At 64.6% G+C, this 25,075-nt stretch carries 19 protein-coding genes; 14 read left to right on the top strand and 5 right to left on the bottom strand.

The window, feature by feature from the left end:
- The first annotated feature begins 32 nt into the window (after positions 1-32).
- The 13 genes from ASD58_RS17920 to ASD58_RS17860 all read left to right on the top strand — a co-directional run bounded on the left by ASD58_RS17920 (position 33) and on the right by ASD58_RS17860 (position 17,415).
- Complete coding sequence (locus ASD58_RS17920; RefSeq protein WP_057262590.1) at positions 33-1,871, top strand: TonB-dependent receptor domain-containing protein; 1,839 nt, start codon at positions 33-35, stop codon at positions 1,869-1,871.
- A gap of 19 nt (positions 1,872-1,890) precedes the next feature.
- Complete coding sequence (locus ASD58_RS17915) at positions 1,891-2,913, top strand: iron ABC transporter permease (protein ID WP_057262589.1); 1,023 nt, start codon at positions 1,891-1,893, stop codon at positions 2,911-2,913.
- Position 2,914: 1 nt separating this feature from the next.
- Positions 2,915-3,685, top strand: coding sequence for an ABC transporter ATP-binding protein (locus ASD58_RS17910; RefSeq protein ID WP_057262588.1), 771 nt, complete (start codon positions 2,915-2,917; stop codon positions 3,683-3,685).
- A complete protein-coding gene (cobO, locus tag ASD58_RS17905; RefSeq protein WP_057262587.1) occupies positions 3,682-4,284 on the top strand; it encodes a cob(I)yrinic acid a,c-diamide adenosyltransferase in 603 nt (200 codons plus the stop codon). Before ASD58_RS17910 ends, cobO begins: the two co-directional genes overlap by 4 nt.
- Complete coding sequence (locus ASD58_RS17900; RefSeq protein WP_057262586.1) at positions 4,278-5,585, top strand: cobyrinate a,c-diamide synthase; 1,308 nt, start codon at positions 4,278-4,280, stop codon at positions 5,583-5,585. Before cobO ends, ASD58_RS17900 begins: the two co-directional genes overlap by 7 nt.
- On the top strand, positions 5,582-6,133 hold the full coding sequence (gene cobU / locus ASD58_RS17895; protein WP_057262585.1) for a bifunctional adenosylcobinamide kinase/adenosylcobinamide-phosphate guanylyltransferase: 552 nt from the start codon (positions 5,582-5,584) through the stop codon (positions 6,131-6,133). Before ASD58_RS17900 ends, cobU begins: the two co-directional genes overlap by 4 nt.
- Positions 6,133-7,116: an adenosylcobinamide-phosphate synthase CbiB gene (gene cbiB, locus ASD58_RS17890; RefSeq protein ID WP_057262584.1), complete on the top strand. Its 984-nt coding sequence runs from the start codon at positions 6,133-6,135 to the stop codon at positions 7,114-7,116. The genes cobU and cbiB overlap by 1 nt, the downstream gene beginning before the upstream one ends.
- Positions 7,109-8,089 carry a threonine-phosphate decarboxylase CobD gene (gene cobD, locus ASD58_RS17885; RefSeq protein ID WP_057262583.1) on the top strand — a complete coding sequence of 327 codons (981 nt, stop codon included), beginning with the start codon at positions 7,109-7,111 and terminating at the stop codon, positions 8,087-8,089. Before cbiB ends, cobD begins: the two co-directional genes overlap by 8 nt.
- Positions 8,086-8,964 carry a cobalamin-binding protein gene (locus ASD58_RS17880; RefSeq protein WP_057262582.1) on the top strand — a complete coding sequence of 293 codons (879 nt, stop codon included), beginning with the start codon at positions 8,086-8,088 and terminating at the stop codon, positions 8,962-8,964. The genes cobD and ASD58_RS17880 overlap by 4 nt, the downstream gene beginning before the upstream one ends.
- Positions 8,961-10,403, top strand: coding sequence for a cobyric acid synthase (locus ASD58_RS17875; protein ID WP_057262581.1), 1,443 nt, complete (start codon positions 8,961-8,963; stop codon positions 10,401-10,403). Before ASD58_RS17880 ends, ASD58_RS17875 begins: the two co-directional genes overlap by 4 nt.
- 175 nt (positions 10,404-10,578) lie before the next feature.
- A complete protein-coding gene (locus tag ASD58_RS17870; protein ID WP_156401347.1) occupies positions 10,579-13,593 on the top strand; it encodes a hypothetical protein in 3,015 nt (1,004 codons plus the stop codon).
- Entirely contained in the window at positions 13,590-15,230 is a 1,641-nt protein-coding gene (locus tag ASD58_RS17865; RefSeq protein WP_057262579.1) for an SWIM zinc finger family protein, read from the top strand. The genes ASD58_RS17870 and ASD58_RS17865 overlap by 4 nt, the downstream gene beginning before the upstream one ends.
- Before the next feature lie 307 nt (positions 15,231-15,537).
- Complete coding sequence (locus ASD58_RS17860; RefSeq protein WP_057262578.1) at positions 15,538-17,415, top strand: reverse transcriptase family protein; 1,878 nt, start codon at positions 15,538-15,540, stop codon at positions 17,413-17,415.
- A 60-nt stretch (positions 17,416-17,475) separates the two neighbouring features.
- On the opposite strand, the gene ASD58_RS17855 is transcribed toward ASD58_RS17860, so the two are convergent.
- The 5 genes from ASD58_RS17855 to ASD58_RS17835 form a co-directional block, all read right to left on the bottom strand.
- Positions 17,476-19,203, bottom strand: a complete 1,728-nt coding sequence (locus ASD58_RS17855; protein ID WP_057262577.1) for a M4 family metallopeptidase — start codon at positions 19,201-19,203, stop codon at positions 17,476-17,478.
- 210 nt (positions 19,204-19,413) lie between these two features.
- Positions 19,414-21,126 (bottom strand): lactate permease LctP family transporter, encoded by a 1,713-nt coding sequence (locus ASD58_RS17850; RefSeq protein WP_057262576.1) that lies wholly within the window; start codon positions 21,124-21,126, stop codon positions 19,414-19,416.
- Positions 21,127-21,195: 69 nt separating this feature from the next.
- The gene (locus ASD58_RS17845) at positions 21,196-22,641 is read right to left on the bottom strand and encodes a LutB/LldF family L-lactate oxidation iron-sulfur protein (RefSeq protein WP_057262575.1); all 1,446 of its coding nucleotides are present in this window, start codon (positions 22,639-22,641) and stop codon (positions 21,196-21,198) included.
- Positions 22,638-23,339, bottom strand: a complete 702-nt coding sequence (locus ASD58_RS17840; protein ID WP_057262574.1) for an LUD domain-containing protein — start codon at positions 23,337-23,339, stop codon at positions 22,638-22,640. Before ASD58_RS17840 ends, ASD58_RS17845 begins: the two co-directional genes overlap by 4 nt.
- Complete coding sequence (locus tag ASD58_RS17835; RefSeq protein ID WP_057262573.1) at positions 23,336-24,148, bottom strand: (Fe-S)-binding protein; 813 nt, start codon at positions 24,146-24,148, stop codon at positions 23,336-23,338. The genes ASD58_RS17840 and ASD58_RS17835 overlap by 4 nt, the downstream gene beginning before the upstream one ends.
- Positions 24,149-24,256: 108 nt before the next feature.
- On the opposite strand from ASD58_RS17835, the gene ASD58_RS17830 reads away from it, so the two are divergent.
- Complete coding sequence (locus ASD58_RS17830; protein WP_057262598.1) at positions 24,257-24,952, top strand: FadR/GntR family transcriptional regulator; 696 nt, start codon at positions 24,257-24,259, stop codon at positions 24,950-24,952.
- Positions 24,953-25,075: the final 123 nt, after the last annotated feature.

Here is a 25,075-nt window from a genome sequence, read left to right as displayed (position 1 = left end):
ACGTGGGCCGGCGGCTCGTTACGAAAGTAGTCATGACCTTTCCCCTCACCCGGCAAGCGGCCCTCGCGTCGCTGGCAATGGCTGTTGCCACTCCTGCCGTCCAGGCCCAAATCCAGGCTCCCGTATTGAATTCCGTGCTGGTGACCGCCACCCGCACGCCGCAGGCAGCACGCGACATCATCAGCGACACGCTGAGCATTGGTGCGGAAGAAATTGCACGCAGCGGCGCCGGCTCGATCACCGAACTGCTGCAGCGCCAGCGCGGCATCGAAGTCACCCGCAATGGCGGCCCGGGCACCAACTCCAGCGTTTTCCTGCGCGGCTCCAACGGTAACCAGGTGATCGTGCTGATCGACGGCGTGCGCATCGGCTCCGCCAGCAGCGGCGCCGCCGCCTGGAATGCAATTCCGCTGGGCGCCGTCGACCATATCGAAGTCGTGTACGGCCCACTGAGCACGCTGTACGGCGCAGACGCTATCGGCGGCGTGGTACAGATCTTCACGAAGCAGGGCCAGGGCAGCCTGGCAGTCGACGCCAGCGTGTTGGCGGGCACTTACGGCACCCGATCCGGCACTGCCGGCATTTCCGGCGGCGCGGGCGCTTTCAGCTACGCGCTCGGCGCCGGCAAGGAACGCTCCGACGGCTTCTCCGCCACCCTGCCGGCCAGTACCAGCTATAACGCGGACGACGACGGCTATGACCGCAAGCACGCCAACGGCCAGTTGGCATGGCAGATCGCACGCGGCCACGAACTCGGAATACTGTTCCTGCATAGCGACCAGGAAGCGGATTTCGACAGCGGCAGCAAAGTGCGCGCCTGGAGCACGCAGAAGCTGGATACCGCAGCAATTTACTCGCACAATCGACTGAGCGATGCCTGGCAGATGACGACGCAAGTGGCGCAGTCGCGCGACAAGTCCGGCAGTTTCGCCGCCACCGCCAGCCAGATCGATACCAGGCAGTCCCAATTCAGCTGGCAGAACGATATCGCACTGGGCACGGACAGCCTGCAACTGCTGGCTGAGCATCGCAAGGAGGAAATCGAATCCAATACCGCCGCCCTGGTGCGCGAGCGCAGCACCACTTCCTGGGCCGCCAGCTACAACATGAAGCGCGGCGACCACCTGCTGGCCGCCGCCGCCCGCAACGACGACAGCACGCAGTACGGATCGAAGAGCACCGGCTCCCTGGGTTACGGCTACCGCATCACGCCGGGGCTGCGCGTCAACGCCAGCTATGGCACCAGCTTCCGCGCCCCCACCTTCAATGAGCTTTACTACCCCGGCTACGGCTTGCCGGCCAATCGCCCGGAACAGGGCCGCAACCGCGAGATCGGCATTCACTTCGAGCAGGGCGGTACAGCGCTGGGCGCCGTGGCTTATCGCAACAAGCTGACCGACCTGCTGGTGAATACCACGCCTTGCCCGCTGCCCGGCTTCCGCTTCGGCTGCGCCTATAACGTCAACAAAGCAACGCTGGAAGGCATTTCGCTGTCGGCACGCCAGCGGCTGGGCAACAGCTTCACGCTGTCCGCCAACGCCGACCTGCAAAACCCGCAAGACGATGGCAGCGGCAAGCTGCTGGTACGCCGCGCCAAGCGCCATGGCAATGTGGCGCTGGAATATACTGCGGGCAGCCTGAGTACCGGCACCGAATGGCAGCTTTCCAGTTACCGCTTCGACGATACGGCCAACCGCAACCGCCAGGGCGGTTATGGCTTGCTGAACCTGTACGCGGCCTGGGAATTCGACCGTTCCTGGACTGCCACCCTGCGCTGGAACAACGTGGCCGACAAACGCTATGAACTGGCGCGCAATTACGCAACCGCCGGCTCCACCGTGTATGCCGGCCTGCGCTACAGCTATAAATAAATGAGATAAGCTGCCCGCTATGCATCCTCTTTCCGCCAACCTGCGCATGCGCGCCGTCACCGTCATCATCCTGCTGGTGCTGTTATCGCTGGCCAGCCTGGTGGCCGCCGGCATGATCGGGTCGGTCAGCATTCCGCTGGCCGACATGCCGGGCGCGCTGCGGGAATTCCTCAGCGGGCAGCCGACCTCCTTGCCTGGCCACCTGCTTGGCCTGCGCGCCGAACGTGCGGCGACTGCCTTCGTCACCGGTGCATCGCTGTCGCTGGCTGGCGTGATGATGCAGGCCTTGCTGCGCAATCCGTTGGCCGACCCCTACGTGCTGGGCATTTCGTCCGGCGCCTCCGTCGGCGCACTGGCGGCGTTGCTGTTCATGTGCGCCGCCTGGATGGTGGATGCGGCATCCTTCGCCGGCGCTGTCGTGGTGTCGATGATGCTGTATTTCCTGGCACGCCGCGACCTGCGCGGCGGCACAGCAGCGGAAGGCGGCACAGCGCTGCTGCTGCTGACGGGCGTGATCCTGTCTTCCGCTTGCATCGCCCTGGTCACCCTGATGCTGTCGATTGCACCGGAGAGCCGCCTGCGCACCATGGTGTTCTGGCTGATCGGCGACCTGTCCGGCTCGCCGATCCGCTGGCTGCCCTGGATTGTGTTGGCCGGCGGCCTGGCATTCGCCTTGCGCGCAGCCCGTTCCCTGAATGTGATGGCGCTGCATGCAGAAGCGGCAGCAACGCTCGGCATCCGCGTCGGCGCCCTGCGCAAGGGCCTGTTCTTCTGTTCCGGCCTGCTGACCGCCAGCGCCGTGACCACCGCCGGCAGCATCGGATTTGTCGGACTGATCGTGCCACACGCCTGCCGCTTTGCCTTCGGCCCCGACCATCGCCTGCTGGTGCCGAGCGCCGCGCTGGTGGGCGGCGCCTACCTGGTGCTGGCAGACACGGTGGCGCGCACCGTCATCGCGCCGCAGCAATTGCCGGCAGGCGTGGTGACTGCGCTGGTCGGCACGCCGGTCTTCCTGTATCAATTGCACCGGCTGAGGAAATAAGATGATCGGCACCCATCAACTGCGCCTGGCCATAGGCAAGCGCACCCTGGTCGAGCACCTGGACTGGCAAGTCGGCGATGGCGAATGCTGGAGCGTCATCGGCCGCAACGGCGCTGGCAAGAGTACTTTGCTGCGCACCTTGGCCGGCCTGCGCCAGCCGGAAAGCGGCCATGTCAGCATCGACCGCCGCGCACTGGGCGAATGGCCGCTACAGGAACTGGCGCGCAAGCGCGCCTTCCTGGCGCAGGCCCGCAGCGACGCCTTTTCGTATTCCGTGATCGAAACCGTGCTGTCGGCACGCCATCCCTATCACGACAACCGCTATTGGGAAAACAGCGACGACCACCAGGCCGCCATTGCGGCATTGGCAGCGATGGAGGTCGATCACCTGGCGGCGCGCGACGTGCGCACCCTGTCCGGAGGCGAGCGCCAGCGCGTGGCGATTGCCGCCATGCTGGCCCAGGATACACCCTTGCTGCTGCTGGACGAACCAGCCAATGCGCTGGACCTGGCCCACCAGGTAAGCGTGATGTCGCTGCTGTCCAGACTATGCCGCGAACAGCGCAAGACCGTGGTGATGGTTGGCCACGACCTGACGCTGGCGCATAGCGTATCTTCCCACGCCCTGCTCCTGATGGGAGACGGGCGCTGGCTGGCCGGGCCGGTCGAGGACGTCATGCAGCCGGCGGTCCTCAGCGAATACCTTGACCACCCAATCGAAATCGTCCGTCACGGCGAACGCACCATCTTCATCCCCGGGAGCCCACAATGAACGACATCAACGACCGCCACCGCGACCGCATGGCGCGCAAGAAGGCCATCATCGACGCCAAGATTGCGGCGGCCGACAAGAATATCGGCGTCCTGATCGTCAATACCGGCAATGGCAAGGGCAAGAGCTCGAGCGGCTTCGGCATGGCAATGCGGGCGATGGGACATGGCATTAAAGTGGGCGTGGTGCAGTTCATCAAGGGCGCCATGTCCACCGGCGAGGAGCAATTCCTGCGCCGCTTCCCGGATGAATGCAGCTTCCACGCCATGGGTGAGGGCTACACCTGGGAAACCCAGAACCGCGAGCGCGATATCGAAAAAGCACAACAGGCGTGGCAGCAGGCGCGCGCTTTCCTGCGCGATCCATCCTACGGCATGGTAGTGCTGGACGAACTGAATATCGCCCTGAAGTATCGCTACCTGGACGTGCACGACGTGATTGCCGACCTGCTGGACCGGCCCGAGATGCAGCACGCTGTGGTTACCGGCCGCGCCGCACCGCAGGAATTGATCGACGTCGCGGATACCGTGACTGAAATGACGGTGGTCAAACACGCTTTCAAGGCTGGCATCGCGGCGCAGCCAGGAACGGAATGGTAGCCCGCGCCGTCCTGATTGCCGCTGCCGCATCGGGCCAGGGCAAGACCACGGTCACTGCGGCGCTGGCGCGCAAGCTGGTGCGCGCCGGGCGCCGCGTGCGGGTCTTCAAATGCGGGCCGGATTTTATCGACCCCATGGTACTGGCGCGCGCCTGCGGTTCCCCGGTCGAATCGCTCGACCTGTGGATGGTAGGGGCGGAACGCTGCCGCGCCTTGCTGGCCGAAGCGGCGGCGCAGGCCGATGCAATCCTGGTCGAAGGCGTGATGGGCCTGTATGACGGCACGCCCTCCGCCGCCGACCTGTCGCGCGAATTCGGGCTGCCCGTGCTGGCCGTGATCGACGCCGGCGCCATGGCGCAGACGGCCGGGGCGCTGGTGCATGGCTTGCGGGACTACGGGCCGGTCGCCATGGCAGGCGTAGTGGCAAATCGGATTGCCAGCGCCGGGCATGCGGCCATGGTGGCGGCTTCGCTGCGCGACATTCCCCTGCTGGGGACCCTGCCCAAGCAAGCGGCCTCGCTGCCGGAACGCCATTTGGGTCTGGTTTTGCCGGACGAAGTTGCGGGCCTCGATGAACTGCTCGACACGCTGGCAGAGCAGTTGACGCTTGACCTTGCGGCGTGGGATGCCTTGCCGGCGGCGCACATAAGATCCGGCGACGGCGCGCCTGCCGGCAGCGGCGCGCCTGCCGTCCTTCCGCTTGACGGCGCGCGCATCGCCATTGCCCGCGATGCCGCCTTCATGTTCCTCTACCCCTCCAACCTGTCGATGCTGGAAGCGCTGGGGGCGCAGCTCGCCTACTTTTCCCCGCTGGCCGATGAACCGGTGCCGAACGGCGCCACGGCCATTTACCTGCCTGGCGGCTATCCCGAACTGCACGCCGCGGAACTGTCCGCAGGCCAGCACTGGCAAGCTTCGCTGCGCACCGCGCACGCTGAAGGCCTGCCGATCGTGGCCGAATGCGGCGGCATGATGGCTCTCGCCGAATCGTTGCAGGACAAGCAGGGAAAAGACTGGCCGATGGCAGGCCTGCTACCCGGCAAAGTCGCCATGCAAGCCCGGCTCGCCGGCCTGGGTGCACAGGCAATGCCTACCGGACAAGGCGCGCTGCGCGGCCATACTTTCCATTATTCGCGCCTGGAGACCACCGTGCCAGCCGCCGCGACGAACCAAAAACACCCAAGCGGCGCCGCTGGCGAAGCTGTCTACCGCGTGGGGTCGCTGCAGGCTTCCTACTTCCACGGCTACTTCCCGTCCAATCCCGCCGCTGTGGCGGCCATGTTCTCGCGGAGCACAGCATGACTCGCACGCTGGTCTTTGGCGGCGCCCGCTCCGGCAAAAGCGCCTATGCCGAGCAGCTTGCCGCTGCTTCCGGCAAGGAGGTGGCCTACATCGCCACCGCTGCCGCAGGTGACGCAGAGATGACGGTCCGTATCGCGCATCATCGCGCGCAACGCCCGCAGCACTGGCAGACCGTCGAAGAGCCGATCGCGCTTGGCGCAACCCTGGCTGAATGGCGCGCGCCGCACCGCCTGGTGCTGGTCGACTGCCTCACGCTGTGGCTGTCCAACCTGATGTTCAGCGACGGCGCGCAGTACCCCGATGTCGGCATGATCGAACTGCCGGCCCGTTTCCACGAACAGCGCGCCGCCTTGCTGGCAGAACTGGCGCTCGAACGGGGCGACGTCGTGCTGGTGTCGAATGAAGTCGGCATGGGCATCGTGCCTTGGGGCGCTGTTTCGCGCAGCTATGCCGACGAGGCCGGGCGCCTGAACCAGGCGGTTGCCGCCGCATGCGACCGGGTGGCCCTGGTCGCCGCGGGCTTGCCGCTGATGTTGAAAGGCGCCTGATGCAGCTTGCGGGCCTGGACTGGACCACATTCGCAGCCGCCCTGCTGGCCGGGGTGCTGCTCGACGCCATGTTTGGCGAAGTTTCGCGCTTTCATCCGCTGGTCGGCTTCGGCCGTCTCGCCAGCGCGATCGAAAAGCGCCTGAATCACCAGAGCCCAAGCGCCGCAGGAGCCACCGTTTTCGCCCGCTTCGTTCGCGGTGCGCTGGCCTGGGCAGTCACCGTTCTGCCGCTCACAATGCTGGCCGCATGGGCCTGCACGCAGCCCCTGCCGCCCGCGGCACAGGCGGCCCTGCATGCAACCCTCCTCTACTTCTGCCTTGGCCTGCGCAGCCTGCGCGATCACATGCTCCCCATCTGGCGTGCGCTGCAAGCCAGCGACCTGCCAGCCGCCCGTGCCCTGACCGCCCGCATCGTCAGCCGCGACACCGGGAATGCCAGCGAATCCGACCTCGCCAAGGCAGCCACCGAATCCATGCTGGAAAACGGCAACGACGCCGTCTTTGGCACCCTGTTCTGGTTTGCCATTGCCGGCGGCCCCGGTGCAGTAATGTTCCGCCTCGCGAATACGCTGGACGCCATGTGGGGCTACCGCAGCGAACGTTTCAACCTGTTCGGCCGCAGCGCCGCACGCATCGACGACGCCCTCAACTACCTGCCCGCTCGCCTGACCGCATTCAGCTATGCACTTCTGGCGCCCGGCTCGGGCAGCACGCGCCGCGCACTGGCTTGCTGGCGCAGGCAGGCCCCGGCGTGGAGCAGCCCGAATGCGGGCCCGGTCATGTCCACGGGCGCCGGTGCGCTCGGCCTGCAGCTGGGTGGAGCAGCAAGCTACGGCGGCGAAATCGAACAACGCCCGCCGCTCGGCGAAGGCGCGCCGGCATCGGCCGCCGACATCCCGCGCGCCTGGCACCTGGTGCGCAATACGACGGGCCTTTGGATGGCCGGCATGCTGGCCATCGCCTGTGGAGCACATCATGCTTGAACACGGCGGCAAGCTGCGCGAAGCAGCGCAACGCTACGGCCGCAACGCCTGGCTCGACCTGTCGACCGGCCTGAATCCCATCGGCTATCCAGCGCCAGCGCTGGCCATCGATGCCTGGCACCGCCTGCCGGAACATGATCCAAACCTGCTGGAGGCCGCACAACGCTACTACGGTGCGCCGCACATGCTGGCGGTGGCCGGCACACAGGCTGCAATCCAGGCCCTGCCGCGCCTGCGCGCGCCGTCGCGCGTGGTGGTCGCCAGTCCAGGCTATGCGGAACACCTGCATCACTGGTCGCAGCATGGCCACCAGGCCAGCGCTGTCCCTTACTGCGAGCTGGGTACTGCCATCGACACGTGCGAGGTACTGGTGGTGTGCAATCCAAACAACCCAACCGGCGCCTTTGTACCCCGCGCAACGCTGCTCCAATGGGCTGGCGCGCTGGCAGCTCGCGGTGGATGGCTGGTGGTCGACGAAGCCTTCGCCGACACCGATGGCGCCCACAGCGTCGCCGACGCCACGCAGGCACCTGGACTGGTCGTGTTACGCTCGGTCGGCAAGTTCTTTGGGCTGGCGGGCCTGCGCCTAGGTTTCGTCGCCGCGCATGAGGATATCCTGGCGCCGCTGGCGGACATGCTGGGCCCCTGGGCTGTCAGCGGACCGGCCCAGCAAGTCGCACGCGCCGCGCTGGAGGACAGCGCCTGGCAGCGCGCCACGCAGGAAAAACTGATTGCTTCCGGCGCCCGCCTGCGTGGGCTGCTGGCGGGTCACGGCATCGCCAGCAACGGCACGGCACTTTTCCAATGGTGGCCGGAACCGCGCGCCGAAGCATTCCACGAGCACATGGCGCGCCGCGGCATCTGGGTGCGCCTGTTCCGCGAGGCGGCGCGCGGCATCCGCCTCGGACTGCCGCCCGACGAAGCAGGCTGGCTACGCCTCGAACTCGCAATGAACGAATGGACCGACCGATGAAAAGATATCTGCTGATTTCCGCCCTGTGCGCCACCCAGCTCCATGCGCACGCCGCCATCACCGTCAACGACGACGACGGCAAGCCAGTCACACTGCCAAAGCCGGCACAGCGTGTCGTCGCACTGGCACCGCACGTCACGGAATTGCTGTTCGCAGCAGGTGGCGCCGAGAAGATTGTGGGCGCGGTCAGCTACAGCGACTACCCTGAAGCAGCCAAGCAGGTTCCCCGCGTCGGCGACAATCGCCAGGTCGACATGGAGCGCCTGCTGGCGATGAAGCCGGACCTGCTGGTGGTCTGGCGCCACGGCACCTCCGAGCGCCAGATCGACCAACTGCGCCAGCTCGGCATCCCGATCTTCCACAGCGAACCGAAAAAGCTGGACCAGATCGCCGACAACCTGGAAAAGATGGGCAAGCTGCTCGGCACCGAGCCCGCCGCCAACGCGGCGGCCAAAGAGCTGCGCCAGAAACTGGCCTCCCTGCGCACGCAATATGCCGCGCGCCCGCCAGTGCGCACCTTCTACCAGGTATGGGATAAACCGCTGTACACGCTGAACGGTGAGCATATCGTCAGCGATGCGCTGAAGGTGTGCGGCGGCCAAAATATCTTCGCCGACCAGAAAGTGACTGCGCCCGTCGTCAGCGTGGAAGCCGTGCTGGAAGCCGATCCCGAAGCAGTCTTCGCCACCGCGGAAAAGGACTACGGCGGCGTCAGCCTGTGGCGTCCTTATAAAACGCTCAAGGCGACCAGGCAGGATAACCTGTTCACGATCGACGGCAGCCTGCTCAATCGCGCCGGACCGCGCATGATCGCCGGCACCGCGGTGCTGTGCGAGAAGCTGGAAGAAGCACGCAAGCACCGTCCCGCAAAATGAGCTTCCCTTACCGCACCCTGATGGTCCAGGGCACCACGTCCGACGCCGGCAAGAGCACCATCGTCGCAGCCCTGTGCCGCCTGCTCAGGCAGCGCGGTGTGCGCGTGGCTCCATTCAAGCCGCAGAACATGGCGCTCAATAGTGCCGTCACCATCGACGGCGGCGAGATCGGGCGCGCCCAGGCACTGCAGGCGGCTGCCGCCGGCATTGCGGCGCACACCGACATGAATCCGGTGCTGCTCAAGCCAAGCAGCGACATTGGTGCCCAGGTCATCATCCACGGCAAGGTGCGGGGCGACATGAATGCGCGCGACTACCACCAGTACAAGACCATTGCCATGGCAGCCGTTCTGGAATCCCACCAGCGCCTGCTGGCGCAGTACGAGGCCGTGGTGGTGGAAGGCGCCGGCAGCCCGGCGGAAATCAACCTGCGCGACCGCGATATCGCCAATATGGGTTTTGCCGAAGCGGTGGACTGCCCCGTCATCCTGTGCGCCGACATCGACCGCGGCGGCGTGTTCGCCCACATCGTCGGCACCCTGTCCTGTCTCTCCCAGAGCGAGCGCAATCGCGTCATCGGTTTCGTCATCAACCGCTTCCGCGGCGACATCAAGCTGCTGGAACCGGGCCTGGATTGGCTGGAACAGCAGACCGGCAAGCCGGTGCTGGCCGTGTTGCCCTACCTGCATGGCCTCTACCTCGATGCCGAAGACGCGGTACAGGCGGTGCAGGCCGAGCGCGGCGCCTTCCGCGTCGTGGTACCGAGCCTGCCGCGCATGAGCAACCATACCGACTTCGATGCGCTGCGCGCGCATCCCGGCGTTGACCTGCGCTTCGTGCGCAAGGGCGAAGCGATTCCGCCCGCCGACCTGGTCATCCTCCCCGGCAGCAAGAACACGCGCGACGACCTGGCCGCGCTGAAGGAAGGCGGCTGGCCGCAGTCGATCGCGCGCCACCTGCGCTACGGCGGCAAAGTAATCGGCATTTGCGGCGGTTTCCAGATGCTGGGCGCCCTGGTGGACGATCCGCACGGTGTGGAAGGCCGGGCCGGCAGCGAGGCTGGCCTCGGGTTGCTGGACATGCAGACGGAGCTCACGCGCGACAAGCGCCTGGCACAAGTCAGCGGCCATTGCGCCTTCGACGATGCGCCGGTCAGCGGCTACGAGATCCACATGGGCGTGTCGAACGGCGCCGCCCTGGCGCAACCGGCCTTCTTCATCGGCGGCCGGCCGGAAGGCGCCATCTCCGCCGATGGCCAGGTGCTCGGCACCTACCTGCACGGCCTGTTCGACCATCCGCAAGCCGGCCGCGCCCTGCTGCACTGGGCCGGCCTGGCGACGCAGCACACGGTCGACACCAACGCCTTGCGCGAAGCTAGCCTGGATCGGCTGGCCGCCGTCTGCGAACCCCTGCTGGAAGCGCTGCTCAAGCCGATCTAGGCATTGCTTTATTTGCAAACACTTTCAGGATTGGCTACCATCATCCTGTTGAGTAACCGCATTTCAGGTCAAGGCCCGCACTACAGTGAAGCTGATTCGAAAAAGCAGCCTGGTTCGCAGGCAAAAAGACGCCACCATTCATTGCGAGATTGAGCTATGCGAGGTGGCAGGCGCAGTGGCAGGAGCCCCGGGGCGCTACCTGGTCAACCTCCGGCAGGGCCGCACCGGCGAAGAATGGCGCGAAAGCACGCGCACGCCACAGCCGGTTGACTGGCAGGCCGCCGAAACCCTGTTCGAACTGGCGCTGATCGAGCGCGCCGCCCAGGGTTTCACCGACCCCGCATCCACTCCGGAGCCGGCCACGCCGCAAAGCGCTGCGCCCGCCCCTGCCCCTGCACAGAACCCGCTCGATCCCGCCGCTGTCACGCTGCTGCAGCAACTGCAGGCTGGCAGCTGGAAAAAGCTGGACCAGCACCATCGCAGCCGCGTCATCTGGCGCATCGGCGAGCGCCGCTTGCACGCAGCCGTTCCCACCATGGTCGACCTGATCGCGCGCGGCGACGCCATGCAGGATTATTGCCTGGCCTGGGCTATCGGCCGTTGCGGCGATGCCGGCGCCGCCATCGCCATGCAGGAGCTGCACGCGCGCGGCCGCACGGATGCAGTGCGCCGCATCGCCCTGCAAGCCTGGCTGATGCTGGCCGACAGCGCAGCGCGGCAGGCCCACGCGGCCCGCCTGCTGGCCGACTGGCCGGCCGTCCTGCGCAGCGCCTGGGAGCAGCAGGACGAAGAAAAGCTGCTGTCGATTGCAGCCGGCGACGACGAATGGCAAGGCCTGTCGAAATCGGACTGGCTGGAGCAGTTGCACCAGATAGCCATCAGCCAGCCGATGGCACGCCGCATCCTGCGCACCCACCTGAAACGGATGCGCCTGCGCGCCGGGACTTTCCGCGCCGTGCGCCACATCTACAAAGCAGCCGAGATGGCCGGCGATGCCGAGTTGTTTGGCCTGCTTCAGCAGCGCTTCGACACGGACACCCATACCAGCAGCAGCCAGTGGATTTACGTGCGGCGCGGCTACGCCAAATACGCCGAGGAAGCCGCGCGGCCGGACAGCAAGGTCGCTTACGGACTGCGCACGCGCGACTACCTGCGCCGGCGCGGCTGGCGCACCCTGCACCGTTTGGCGGAAGACCGCGACCCGGCCTACGTCCAGATGGCGCTCGGCGTCCTGGCCGCGATGGACGACAGCGACGCCGGCCAGCCGAACGCGCGCGGCGGCCGCTTCTACGACAGCTACAGCCACTGGATGCTCTTCAACCGCCTGCTGCGCGCACGCGGCCACTGGCTCAGTAACCGTCACGGCACTACCTGGTACCAGCCGCACCCGATCCAGCCCGACGACCGGCGCCAGGAAGCCTTCCCCGAACTGTGGGATGCACAGCCGCAAGCCTTGCTCTCATTGATGCAGCAAAGCCGCTGCGCCGGCGTGCACGAATTTGCGGCGCGCGCCCTGGCCGACAACAAGGGATTCTGCGCCGCCCTGGAACTTGGCGTCATCCGCGAACTGCTGCGCAGCCCCTACCTGCCGACAGCGCGCTTTGCCTTCCAGGTGGCGCGCCAGCGCTTCGAACCGGGCATTCCGCCGACCGACTGGCTGCTGTTGCTGCTGCAGTGCACCCTGCCGGAAGCGACACAATATGCGCTGGACTGCATCGTGCGCGATCCCCTGAACTATGCCGCCGACCCGCTGCTGGTTGCCACCATCGCCTGCGCCCCGCTGGCGGCAGTCCGCCGCCAGGGCCGCATGCTGTGCCAGGTAGCCGCCACCCTGCCGGGGCAGGCCTCGGCCATTGTCATGCAATTGCTCGACTGGCTGGACAACTGCGCCGACATCGACGACGCGCGCAATGCCGTGCCGCCGATCGGCGCCGACCTGCATTGGCTGATCGAGAATCCGCTGCGCGACGCCGCCGCCGGCGCGCCCTATGAACGCCTGTTGCAGCTGCTTGGCCATCCGCTGGCAGCGGTGCGCCTGCTGGCCTGCCAATGGCTGATCCTGCATCCGGCACCCACCGGCATGCTGCCCGGCTCCAGGCTGGCCATGCTGCTGAAAGACGAAGACGCAGAGGTGCGCGGCGCCGCAGTGCGCCTGTTCGGCACGCTGCCGGACCCGGTGCTGGCCGCACAATCGGACCTGATCATCGCCTTTGCCACCAGTGCGGAAGCGAGCGTAAGGCGTGGTGTCGATCCGGTCATCCAGCGCTTGAGCGCCGCCGATGCCGGCTTCCGCCATACCTTGCTGGAAGGCCTGCTCGACGCCCTGTTCCGCAGCGAGACCGGCGACGGCATGCACGCCGACCTGGTGGCCTGGGTAACCGGGCCGTTGAAGGCCGAGGAACAGCTGGCCGACACCGCGTTGCTGGTGCGCCTGCTGGCGGCACGCAGCAAGGGCGCCTTGCTGCTCGGCTCACGGCTGCTGCCCGGCTTCCGTCCCGGGCAGCTTGACGTCGCAGCATGGGCAGCCTTCGGCCGCAATCCGACCGCCAGCGTGCGGCAATGGGCATTCGACGCCTACCGTTCGGACCCGCAACGCGTGCGCGGCCAGATGGAAGCGGCATTGCGCATTTTCGACAGCCGTTTCGACGACAGCCGGGAATTCGCCTCGGCCTTCTTTACCGATGCCTGCACCCGCGACGACTGGACACCGCTGCTGCTGGTAAACCTGTGCGACCACCAGGACCCGGCAGCGCAGCGTTTCGGCCGCGCCATGATCACCAGGCACTTCGACGTGGGCGATGTAACCGAACTGCTGGATAAATTGAGCCAGCACCCCTCGGCCAATATGCAGTTGTTCGTCAGCTCCTGGCTGGAAAGCGCCTGCGCCGGCGATGTGCTCAAGCTGCAGCGCATGGAACCCTACTTCCTCAGCGTGCTGTCGCAAGTGAACCGCGGCCGCGTTGTCAAAGGACGGGTGCAAGCCTTCCTGCGGGCGCAGGCCGAATTGTCGGAAGAAATCGCCGGCTTTGTCGCCAGGCTGTTTGCGCGCCAGGTGCTCACCGTCGCGATTGCCGACAAGGCGCAGTACATCGAGGGCCTGCGCGCCATCCAGCAGCGCTATCCGGAGCTGCCAGCCGCCATCACGATCCATACGCCGGCGATTATTGCCGGCCGGGGAAGCAAGTCATGAGATTCCAGTACCGCTACTACGGCGAGACTTACGTCAGCAACAGCGCCGCATCAACCGATATGCGCTTCGTGCCGGACACCTTGCGTGCGCCGACCCACTTTGTCGCCGACATTAACAAGCATATTCCCTTCCGCGAGGCTATCTCGGCCCTGCACGACGTAGTGGTGGCCGACCAGCGCTACCAGCCAAAGGACAAGACGGCCTACAAGGAATGGGCAGCGCAAAACGAAGAAATGATGCTGGCGCAATTCCAGGCCCGCAGCAGCGACTTGAAGGAGCAACTGCAGCCGCTGCAATCCGAAATGCGGGCGCTGCAGGCCCGCAAGTCGAAGCTGATGAAGCCTTTCTACGACGCGCAGTCCAAATACTACAACTACCTGTACCAGACCAACCGTGAATTATGGATCGCGCTCGACCCGGTGATCACCGTGCATCCGGACCGGGTATTCTTCGAGTGTTTCAGCCGCGACGAATCGAGTTACGCCTCGCTCAGTTGCAGCCACAATGTGTTCGACCACATCGGCGATTTCGCCTGCGGCACCACCAATATCGACTACTCGGAAAGCCTGTACGGCGAGTTCCAGAAGATCCGCGACTACAAGAGCACCAGGCTGTCGATCGACCCGGGCGGCTTCCAGGTCAAGACTGCGGACGACCCTGAATTCATCGAAGAAAAGATCGACGTGCCGGAGACCTGGGTGCGCGGCTTCCTGCAAGTGAGCAGCGCCATGAACATGGTGGCGCGGCGGCTCGACCTGCATCCGATGGACGTGCACAATTTCTGCCTGCAGATGCGGCGCAAGAAGGAACGCGCCGGCCCGCGCTCGATCCGTTTCGTGCTGACGCCGGGGGAGCCCGTGCGTGCGGTGTTCGAGCCATGGAATGAGGAAGTGGTGTGCCGCCGTTCCATTTACCGGGGCAACGTGGCTGAGGAAGTTCGCGTCTGGGGCCGCCGGCGCCTGATGCTGCTGGAGCGCCTGATTCCCGTCGCCCAAAGCTTTACGGTACACCTGATGGGCAGCGGCCTGCCAAGCTTCTGGATCGCCAACATGCCCGACATGCAGTTCACCCTGGGTCTCTCGGGCTGGACCGCCAACGACTGGTCGCATGCCGGCCAGTTCGACCTGCTGGCGCCACGCGGCGAAATCGACAACGACAGCAAGGAGAAGGTCTTTGCCGCGCTGGGCAAGCGCTGGTTCGCCACCAGCGCCCAGTTATCCCTTGATACCGGCCTCGATCGCATGATGGTCGAACGCGCCCTGACCTTGTACACGCAGGCCGGCCGCGTGATCTATGACCTGGTGAATGAAGTCTACCGCCTGCGTGAACTGGCGCGCGACCCGCTTCCGCTGGATACGCTGCGATTCGCCAGCCCGGAAGAGGAAGAGGCCCAGAAACTGGTCGCGCTCCACGCCATGAGCAGGCATGCAGTCGAAGCGGAGGCCGATGGCAGTATCCGCCTCAGCGCACAAGCCAGGCACGGCGACCGCCAGTACCAGGTGATGCTGCGCCTGGATGCCGACGAACGCATCGTCGATGGCGCCTGCCAGTGCAACTTCTTCACGTACAACCGCATGCACAAAGGCCCTTGCGCGCACATGCTCGCGCTGCGCATGTCGCGGCAGCAGGCGGCTTGAGGATGACGATTGATATGAAAAAAGCAAACGAACTGATATACTCGTTCCAGCAAACACGGCGGGATGGCTCTTGCAACCCGAACGGCGGATCGCCGTTCACGTATTCAGCTCTTCCCATGCGCCACTGGCACGCTCTTCACAGTGCCATACAGACACCAGTGCAGCAAGACGGTGTGACTGCCCTGCAGTCCATTCGCCGCACTGGTGTCGTATGGCATCGAGTGGAGCGCCCCAGTCTTAAAGGCTCTTCGATGACAATCCCGCCGTGCTTGCATCTTTCGCGCTCGTCTCGCAAGGAGGCCATGCAATGAGCGCCACCGAATCCAAGCCGATCACCACGCGCGCCGAATTGATGGAGCGCCTGCGTAACAGCTCGCGCCAGGAAGTCGTGCTGGGCGAGATGCAGCGCCTGGGCTTCTGGCCCGCCAATACCGGCCAACCCACCGAACTCGAAGAAGTCGTCAAGCGCGAAGCTGAACTCAGCGGCGCGCTGCAGCGCCTCGGGCAGGAACTGCGAACCATCCAGGACCCGGAGCAGGCACTGAAGGCGATGCGCAAGGAGCGCCTGTCCAAGGCGCGCCAACGCCGGGAAGAAACCCGCCTGAAACGCGCACGCGAACGTTTCGAGCGCGCGACAGCGTGGCACCGGCGCCAGTCGACCGAATTGCTCTACCTGGGCGAAGGCGTTTCCGCCGGTTTGAATCATGCCGAGAGCAATGCCGAAAAACTGGCCCGCTGGTCGCTGCCTGCAATGAACAACGCAAGCGAACTTGCCACCGCCATGGGCATCACCCTGCCCGAGCTGCGCTTCCTGAGTTTCGAGCGCCGCGTTTCGCGCATCAGCCACTACCGCCGCTTCGCCATGCCTAAAAAGACCGGTGGCGAACGCATCATCTCGGCGCCAATGCCGCGCGTGAAACGCCTGCAGTACTGGGTGCTGGACAACATACTGGCCAAGGTGCCGCTGCATCCAGCCGCGCATGGCTTCATCCCGGGCCGCTCGATTGTCAGCAATGCTCAGCCCCACGTAGGCAAGGCCGTGGTCATTAACCTGGACCTGAAGAACTTCTTCCCTTCGGTCAACCTGCCGCGCATCAAAGGCGTGTTCCGGGAGCTTGGCTACAGCGAACAGCTGGCAAGCACGCTCGGGCTCATTTGCACCGAGACGCCGGTGGAGGAAGTCAGCGTCGATGGCGAAAAATTCTTCGTCGCGACCGGCGAGCGCGCCCTGCCACAGGGAGCCCCGAGCAGCCCGGCCCTGACCAACATCCTGTGCCGTCGCCTCGATGCGCGCGCGCAAAGCTGCGCTGCGAAACTGGGCTTCACCTACACCCGCTATGCCGATGACCTGACTTTTTCCGGCGACGCCGCCGCGCGCAAGCTGGCCGGCAAGCTGCTGTGGCGCGTCAAGCAGATCATTGCCGACGAGGGCTTTACGCCGCATCCGGAAAAGCAGCACGTCATGAGCGACGCGCATTGCCAGAGCGTTACCGGCATTGTGGTCAACAAGAAGCTTTCCCTGGACCGGGGCACCTTGCGCCGTTTCCGCGCAACGCTGTTCCAGGTCGAGAAAGATGGTCCGGCCGGCAAGCAATGGAACGGCAATGACAATGTGATCGATGCGCTCGAAGGTTATGCGCAGTTCATCAAGATGGTCGACGCCGACAAGGGCGCGCCCTTGTTGCAGCAGGTGCGGGCTGCACGCGCGAAATGGATCTCACCGGCACCTGCTGCAAGCGTGACGGCCGTCCGCCGCAGTAGCGGCTTCCGCGCCTTGTCTGCGCAAGGCAAGGAACCGTGGGCCGGATTCTGGCAAGCGGCGGCGGCACCGGCGCCCATGCTGGAGAAAACGCAGCAGCAGCTGGCACTGGAGAAAGCCGGCGCAGGCCGAAAGGCTGCTGCACCTGCCAGCGCCCCATCGAGACCTGCTGCCAGGGCGGCGGCCGAGGCTCCTGCATCGGCACCGGTGCAAGGCGGCCGGGGCACTTTCACCGGAAGGCCATGGGTAGCCGTCATCATCCAGGTCTACTTCGCCATTACGTTGTGCCTGAACTTCCGCACCCCGCTGCCGTTTGTCGTTGCGGTCGTGCTGGCGGTGCTGGCCTGGCGAAACTACAGCGCGAAATGGCCGCGCTACTTCGGCGCCATGTTCGCAGCGGTGCTGGCCGGCGTCTTGCTGCGATAAGCGCAAGCGCGAAAAAAAACCGCCAGGTCGCCCTGGCGGTTCTTGTGCGGGGTGCGCGGCTTATTCGGCCACGTCGGCGCCCACGTTGATCGCAGCGTAAGCGCGCATTGCCGCTTTGGCTTCAACACTGCCCACGCCATACAGTTCCTGCGCTGCAGCGACTACCGCTGCACGTGCGTCAGCATACGTCGAGCCGGAGGTCAGCTTGGTGGTGTTGGCCTTGAACCAGATGCGGTAAGCCTTGTCGATGCCGATGCCGGTCATGTTCTTCGGCGCCTGTACCAGGTACTGCGAGTAGTAGTCGCTGGTGGACACCGAGCTCGAACCCATGGCCAGGAAGTAGAACATGCGGTTGTTAGGACCGCTGCTGTAGTGTGGATCCAGGCGCTTCAGGGAAGTGCTCCATGCGTTCGGGCTCTTGCCGTCCTTGCTTGGCTTGTACAGCCAGCGCAGCGGGGTGCCGGTCTTCGAGATTTCCTTGCCCATCATCCAGTCGTTGCCTGCATTGATGATGCTGCCGGTGCCGCCGTTGCGGGCATAGGCTTCCACTGCCTCGCCGTTGATGTCGGACGACGACTCGTTCAGGCCGCCCGATTCGCCCCTGTACGTCAGGTTGGAGGTCGCTGCGGTCACGCCGTGGCCCATTTCGTGGCCGATCACGTCGATCGAACCCAGGCTGTAGAAGCTGGAGCCGTCACCAATGTACATGCACTTGCAGGTATCGGTGTAGAAGGCGTTGTCGTAAGCGGTACCCACGTGTACCGCGATGTAGGTCGCGGTGTTGTTGCCGTCCAGCGACTTCCAGCCCAGCACATTGTTCATGGTGTCGTAGGTGTTCTGCAGGCCCCACAGTGCGTTCACAGCGGCGGTCTGGCCGTTGGCGTTGGTGGTGCTGCCGCCGGAGATGTAGTTCTGGCCATCGCCCCAGACGTTGGTGCTGTTGGTGTAGATCACGCCGGGAGTCGGGTTGGAGGTCGAAGCGTGGTTGGCATTGGTGATTGCCATGCCGCCGAACTGGCCGCCAACACCGCGGGTGGAGTCCAGCATCTGGTAGGTGGTGCCGGACAGGGTGGTCTGGATCGGCACGTCGCCGTTGTACTGGCTATGGCCGGTGCCAACCACGCTCTGCACCATGCTCCACTGGTCCAGCACACTACCGTCCCTGGCGTTCACGATGGTATTGTGGAAGACCGCTTCCTGGCCCTTGGTCATGCGGGTTTTTACCAGGTAGGCGAGCTGGTAGCTGCTGACGACGTCTTTCACGTCCAGCGCGTTCAGGTCGGCTTCGGCCTTGCTTTCGGCGCCGGCAACACGCACGGTCTGCATGACCGGGAAGATGATCAGTTCAGCGGATGGCGGATCGATGTGGCCGGCAGCGGCTGGCAGGGTTGCCATCGCCTTGCTGATTGCGGCGCTGCCGGACAGGGTTGGCTTCACGTCGAAACGCTTGGCCGACAGGCTGCCGCGGCGATCAGTCACCGATTCACCAACGATATTGCCGCCCTTGTCGGTCACGACTACGGACTCGGATTCGAAGATGCGCACGCCCTTGTAGGTGTGGCTCATGCGATTGATTGCCTGGCCGGAAGCGCCTGGATGCTGGGAGGCGATGCTGTAGCCATGGTCAGTGTCCAGGCCAAATTTGCCGCGCTCGCCGTTCAGGGTTGCCAGCAGGCGTGCCTTCTCCTGCGCGGAGAATGCGACTGGGCTGGCCATCATGCTGGCAGCGCCAGCTTGTGCAGCTACAAGGGTGATCGCTGCCGCGATCAGGGTCTTGCGAATCTTCATGTGTGCTCCATTAGTCCCGTGTTGGTGTTGTGTTTTACCGGCCGGTTTTTCCGAGCCGAATACCAACACTAGCTAGATTGCATGGAGCTAGTCAATCATTCTCCCAATTGAGACAACTTTCTGTTGTATGTCTGATTTGAGACATTCGAAAGAAAAAAGCCTGCCTTCTTTACGGTTCGCAAGGGCAGGCCTCCGCCAAAAGTAGTCGCGTCAGTGCGGCACCATCCCGGTAAACACATAGGCCTGCAAGAATGTCATCAGGCCAACGATGGCGGCAAACAGAAGGCTATGTTTGAGCGTAAAGCGGAACAATTCGGATTCCCTCCCGACCAGGCCAGTCGCAGCGCAGGCAACGGCAATCGACTGCGGCGAGATCATCTTGCCGGTCACGCCGCCGGTGGTGTTCGCCGCCACCAGCAAGGTATCGGAGACCCCGACCTGGTGCGCGGTTGTATTTTGCAGGGAGCAGAACAGGGCATTCGACGAAGTATCGGAACCGGTCAGGAACACTCCCAGCCAGCCAAGAAAAGGCGAGAAGAACGGGAAGGCCGCGCCGGTGCCTGCCAGGACCAATGCCAGCGTGGACGACATGCCCGAGTAGTTGGCGACGAACGCAAACGCCAGTACCAGGCCAATCGACAGCACCGGACGGCGCAGTTCCCGCACGGTGTCACGCAAGGCACGCAAGCCATTGCCTGGGCTAAAGCGCAGCAAGACCATCGACAGCAAGGTGGAAATCAGGATCGCAGTGCCAACCGCCGAGATCAGGTCCAGTTTGTAGACCGCTTCGTATGCCTTGGGCGCGGCGACAATCGGCGCCATCTTGACGACCATCATGTCCAGGTATGGCACATGGAATTTCAGCACCGTGCCGGCCAGTGCACCTTTGGCGGCAAACAGCGCTTTGAATTGCGGCAGGCTCCATACCGTCACCACGGCGGTCAGCAGGCCGAATGGTGCCCAGGCGCGTACCGTTTGCGCGGTGGAGTATGGCGATTTGCTGCGGCTGCGCGGCTCCGTGCCGGCTGAAGCTGCGCCGCCGAACGGCGACATGGCCGCCGTGCCGCCGCCCATCGAAATGGCGCTGCGGGCGCCTGCCTTGGCGCTGGCCGGTTGCCATACCTTCAGGAAGCCGGTCAGGGCACCCAGGCTAACCAGTGCGGAGGTAATGTCGGGCAGTTCCGGCCCAATATAGTTGGAGGTGATGTACTGCGTCACGGCGAAACTGCCACCGGCCACCAGCGCTGCGGGCCAGGTTTCCTTGATGCCGCGCTTGCCGTCCATCATGAACACCAGCCAGAACGGCACCAGCAACGACAACAGCGGCAACTGGCGGCCGGCCATGGCGCCGATGTTCATCGCATCAAGCCCAGTGACCTGCCCTGCCACGATAATAGGAATGCCCATGGCGCCGAATGCTACCGGCGCGGTATTGGCGATCAGGCACAGGCCGGCTGCATAAAGCGGGTTGAAGCCCAGCCCGACCAGCAGCGCGGAGGTGATTGCCACTGGTGCGCCAAAGCCTGCCGCACCTTCCAGGAAGGCGCCGAAGGAAAAGCCGATCAGCAGCATCTGCAGGCGCTGGTCGTCAGTAATCGATACCACAGAAGCGCGGATGATCTCGAGCTGGCCTGTGCGTTCAACCACCTTGTACAGGAACACTGCGCTGATAATGATCCAGGCGATGGGCCACATGCCGTAAGCAAAGCCGTAGGCTGCGGCGGCCAGCGCCTGCGGCACCGGCATGCCATAGAAGAAGATCGCGACCGCCAGCGAAAGTGCCAGCGTCACGGCGGCAGCGACGTGGCCTTTGAGGCGCCAGGCCGCTAGCGCGAAGAAGAAGAAAATAATGGGAATGGCGGCGGCCAGGGCCGACAGCCATAGGCTGCCCAATGGGGCATGAATCTGGTTCCAGGTTTGCATTTGTACTCCTCCAAGGGTATGAAATTCTTCTTATGCCGGCGGCAAGCGCCGTAATGTGTACAACGATTCTTATTCCGCCTGCCCCCTTTCCCGCAGCAGGTCTGACAGGCTGCGGCGAGCCGGCACCAGCGGCTCGCGGTGACGGGTCCACCCCAGCTGACCGGGGGGTGTGAAAGCACGCAGCCGGGTTGCCAGCCAGCGGAACCAGCGATACACCGGTGGGCGCGCAAAGGCGCCGCTCCAGAAACGCCACACCAATCGTTCGCCACGGCTGAAGCTCGCGCCCTGGCCGCGCAGCGGACGGTCGACCTGCTGCGCAGGATCGCGGTTAGCCTCGGTACGCAGCCGCACCAGCAGCGATGGGATGGGGATGCGCACCGGGCACACTTCGGCACAAGCGCCGCACAGGCTGGAAGCCGTCACCAGGTCGGCGGTCTCCTCCAGGCCAAGCAAATGCGGCGAAATAATCTTGCCGATCGGCCCCGGATAAGTGGTGCCGTATGCATGCCCGCCCACGCGCTCATAGACCGGACAATGGTTCATGCACGCACCGCAACGAATGCACTGCAAGGTGGCGCGCAGCTGCTGGTCGGCATAGGCTTGCGTGCGCCCGTTATCGAGCAGCACCACGTGCATCTCGCGCGGGCCATCCAGTTCGCCGGCGCGACGCGGGCCGGTGATCAGGTTGAAATAGGTGGTGATGGGCTGGCCGGTGGCTGACCGTGTCAGCAAGCTTGCCAGCGGCACAATGTGCTCCAGCCTTGCCACCACCTTCTCCACGCCCATCAAGGCGATGTGCACATCCGGCACGGTGGTCGACAAGCGGCCGTTGCCTTCGTTTTCCACCAGCCATAGCGTGCCGGTATCGGCGGCGGCGAAGTTGACGCCGGACAGGCCAATATCCGCGTCCGCGAACTTCTGGCGCAGCGAGCGCCGGCCGGCAAGGATCAGCGTATCGACGTCTTCTGTGTAGGGCGTGCCGGGCAGATGGCGCTCGAACAGGGCGCCAATCTCGGCGCGAGTCTTGTGCAGGGCCGGCATGACGATGTGCGAGGGTTTTTCCCCTGCCAGCTGCACGATGTATTCGCCCATGTCCGATTCCACGCAATCGATGCCGCGCTCGGACAGGTAGTGATTCAGTTCCACCTCTTCGCTCGCCATCGACTTGCCCTTCACGATGCTGCGCGCGCCGTGCTGCTGCGCGATGCCGTGAATGATGGCGTTGGCCTCGCCTGCCGTACCGGCCCAGTGCACGTGCACGCCAAGCGCTTGCAGGCTGGCTTCGAATTGCACCAGCAGGTCCGGCAGGTTGGCCAATGCATGCTGGCGTATCGCTTCGCTCAGGTCGCGTAGCTGCTCAAGCTCGCCGGCGTCCGGGAATTGCGTGCTGCGTTTGGTTTGCAGGAACTCCATCGCACCGCGCATGCTGGAACGCAGGGCTTGGTCCTGCAAGGCATCGCTGACGCGCTCGCGGAAGTCTGCTGGCGAAACAAAATGTATTGGCCGCGCGTTCATGCCTGCACCTCCTTGACATCATCGATAATGACCACCCACAGTGCGGCCGGCCCATGCGCTCCGTAAGCCAGGGTTTGCTGGATGTCCGATGTTTTTGAGGGGCCCGATACCAGCACCAGGTTGGTCGGCATGCCAGCGCTCCAGCGCTCGGCATGCATGGCTGCGTGCAAGTCGGCATGCAGCGTGCTCGCATAGACCAGCGCCACATGCAGCGGGGGCACCAGCGATACGCTACGCGGCGTGCCTGGATCAGGCGCCAGCACCAGCGTACCGGTAGCGGCAATGCCGGAACGTGCCACGGTGAAGCCGGCATCCACGGAAGAGAACAAGGAATGCTTCCAGGCTTCCAGCGGCTGCGAGAACGGGAGCGCTTGCATGCCGGCTGGCAGCGCAGCGGCCAGCGCCGCACCTTCGGCAGTAGCGGGATCCAGCAGCAAGCGCTGCACGCCGGCCTTCCCGAGCTTGTCGGCCAACAGCGCCGGCCAGCCCGTAGCGTCACTGCATAAAACTTCCGTGCGGACCGATGTCATGACGCGCTCCATCGCGCCAGCAAGCAGCTTCCGGGAAACGCCGCGCAAGTCGCCGTTTGCATGATGCTGATTGATGCGCGCCTCGAGCTCGCTGCTATCCGGCATTGGGGCCGGCGCAGCAATGCGTAAAGCGCCCAGGATGCGCTCGCGGGTACCCATGCCGCTCATTGGGCGCCGCCTTCCTGCTCCGTTGCGGCGACATGGCCGTTAAGGCGCCGCCACAGGAAACTGGCCATGTGTTCGACCTGCAGTGGCGCCCCTTGGCGCCGCGCAGCATGACCGATATTGAGCAGGCAGCCGCAGTCGGCCGAAACCAGGCGGGTGCAGCCCGTTGCGCAAGCAGCGGCCACCTTGTCCGCGACCATTGCGCCGGAAATGTCGGGATGCTTGAGTGAGAAAGTGCCGCCAAAACCGCAGCACTCCGATTCGCGTTTGTGCTCCACCCGCGTCACGCCAGGCAAGGCGTCGAGCAATGCAACGCCATGCTCCCTGGTGCCCATTTCACGGCGCGCGCCGCAAGAGGTGTGCAGCACAACCTGTTCATTGGCCAGCGCAGGCGCAGCCTGGAAATCGACATGCAGCACGTGCAGCAGGAATTCACTCAACTCATAGATCCGCCCCGCCAACTCACGCGCTTTGGCCGCAGCGTCCGGATCGTCGTCGAACAGCTCGGGCCAATGATGCCGCATCATGCCGGCACAAGAGCCGGAAGGCACGATCACGGGCCATGGCTGCGGGAACAAATCCAACTGCGCGCGCACCACAGCGCGCGCCTGCTCAGGATTGCCGCTGCTGTAGGCAGGCTGGCCGCAGCAGCTCTGGCCGCGCGGGAAATGCACAGTCACGCCTTCATGTTCAAGCAGGCGCACTGCATCCAGTCCCGCCTCGGGCATGAACAAGTCGATCACGCAGGTGGCGAACAGGTATGCGTGCAAGTTGCGCTGGTCTGCCAGCGCGGGATAGTGTCGGGGCCTCATGCTGCGTCTCCTCTGTTTTGCTTATTCCGTCGACAGGTCCCATAATTCCCGCATGCCGGCGGCGCCGCAAACTGGTTGGACCAGGGGCCGCAAAAGGAGATCGCCAAGATGAAAACAAGCGGGCTGGTAGAAGAGGTACAACGCCAACTGGAAGTGGCGCTATTGGATGGACGCTATCCGGCCAATGCCAAGCTGCCGTCGGAGCGCGTGCTGGCCGAACAATTTTCGGTGTCGCGCAATACGATACGCGAGGCGCTGCAAAGGATGGTGGCGCGCGGCCTGCTGCGCAGTCGGCCAGGTGCAGGCATGTTCGTGGGCGACCAGCTACGCACCGGCACCTCATCGCCGTGGGCGCAACTGGTCGTGGATCATCCCGTGCTCTTGAGCGAAGTGCTGGAATTTCGCCGAGTACTGGAAGGCGCCACCGCCTATTACGCAGCGCTGCGCGGCACTGATGAAGAATATGCCGGCATCCGCACGCTGCTGGCGGGACTTGAACAATCACGGCTGGATGAACAGGCCTCAAAAGAAGCGGCGCTTGACGCAGAGCTGCATGAGGCAATCGCACTGGCATCGCACAACAGCATGTTCCTGCACCTGCATGCAAGCGTACTGGGGATTCTGCGCGAACACATTACGCTGAATGGCTCCAACCTGCGGGCACTGGACGACGAGGTGTCCGGCCAGCTATTGCAGCAACACCGCGCAATCTGCCAGGCCATTTGCGCGCGCCGGCCGGAAGCCGCACGCACCGCGATGCAAGCACATATCGACTACGTGGCAGGCAAGCTGGAGGCAGCGTAACTGGTCCAACCAGTGATGGCCTGGACGCGCAAAAGCAAAAAGCCCGCTGGCATATGCCTAGCGGGCTTTTCTAATAAGAGCCTGACGATAACCTACTTTCACACTGGTTGCAGCACTATCATC

The organism is Duganella sp. Root1480D1 (genome assembly GCF_001427305.1).
Classification (GTDB): Bacteria; Pseudomonadota; Gammaproteobacteria; order Burkholderiales; family Burkholderiaceae_D; genus Rugamonas.
This window is presented reverse-complemented; position numbering and strand designations above follow the sequence as displayed.

Excerpts from the sequence above, each read along its gene's own strand:
- ASD58_RS17920 (WP_057262590.1), top strand. The coding sequence starts at position 33 with ATGACCTTTCCCCTCACCCGGCAAGCGGCCCTCGCGTCGCTGGCAATG.
- ASD58_RS17915 (WP_057262589.1), top strand. The coding sequence starts at position 1,891 with ATGCATCCTCTTTCCGCCAACCTGCGCATGCGCGCCGTCACCGTCATC.
- ASD58_RS17910 (WP_057262588.1), top strand. The coding sequence starts at position 2,915 with ATGATCGGCACCCATCAACTGCGCCTGGCCATAGGCAAGCGCACCCTG.
- cobO (WP_057262587.1), top strand. The coding sequence starts at position 3,682 with ATGAACGACATCAACGACCGCCACCGCGACCGCATGGCGCGCAAGAAG.
- ASD58_RS17900 (WP_057262586.1), top strand. The coding sequence starts at position 4,278 with ATGGTAGCCCGCGCCGTCCTGATTGCCGCTGCCGCATCGGGCCAGGGC.
- cobU (WP_057262585.1), top strand. The coding sequence starts at position 5,582 with ATGACTCGCACGCTGGTCTTTGGCGGCGCCCGCTCCGGCAAAAGCGCC.
- cbiB (WP_057262584.1), top strand. The coding sequence starts at position 6,133 with ATGCAGCTTGCGGGCCTGGACTGGACCACATTCGCAGCCGCCCTGCTG.
- cobD (WP_057262583.1), top strand. The coding sequence starts at position 7,109 with ATGCTTGAACACGGCGGCAAGCTGCGCGAAGCAGCGCAACGCTACGGC.
- ASD58_RS17880 (WP_057262582.1), top strand. The coding sequence starts at position 8,086 with ATGAAAAGATATCTGCTGATTTCCGCCCTGTGCGCCACCCAGCTCCAT.
- ASD58_RS17875 (WP_057262581.1), top strand. The coding sequence starts at position 8,961 with ATGAGCTTCCCTTACCGCACCCTGATGGTCCAGGGCACCACGTCCGAC.
- ASD58_RS17865 (WP_057262579.1), top strand. The coding sequence starts at position 13,590 with ATGAGATTCCAGTACCGCTACTACGGCGAGACTTACGTCAGCAACAGC.
- ASD58_RS17860 (WP_057262578.1), top strand. The coding sequence starts at position 15,538 with ATGAGCGCCACCGAATCCAAGCCGATCACCACGCGCGCCGAATTGATG.
- ASD58_RS17855 (WP_057262577.1), bottom strand. The coding sequence starts at position 19,203 with ATGAAGATTCGCAAGACCCTGATCGCGGCAGCGATCACCCTTGTAGCT.
- ASD58_RS17850 (WP_057262576.1), bottom strand. The coding sequence starts at position 21,126 with ATGCAAACCTGGAACCAGATTCATGCCCCATTGGGCAGCCTATGGCTG.
- ASD58_RS17845 (WP_057262575.1), bottom strand. The coding sequence starts at position 22,641 with ATGAACGCGCGGCCAATACATTTTGTTTCGCCAGCAGACTTCCGCGAG.
- ASD58_RS17840 (WP_057262574.1), bottom strand. The coding sequence starts at position 23,339 with ATGAGCGGCATGGGTACCCGCGAGCGCATCCTGGGCGCTTTACGCATT.
- ASD58_RS17835 (WP_057262573.1), bottom strand. The coding sequence starts at position 24,148 with ATGAGGCCCCGACACTATCCCGCGCTGGCAGACCAGCGCAACTTGCAC.
- ASD58_RS17830 (WP_057262598.1), top strand. The coding sequence starts at position 24,257 with ATGAAAACAAGCGGGCTGGTAGAAGAGGTACAACGCCAACTGGAAGTG.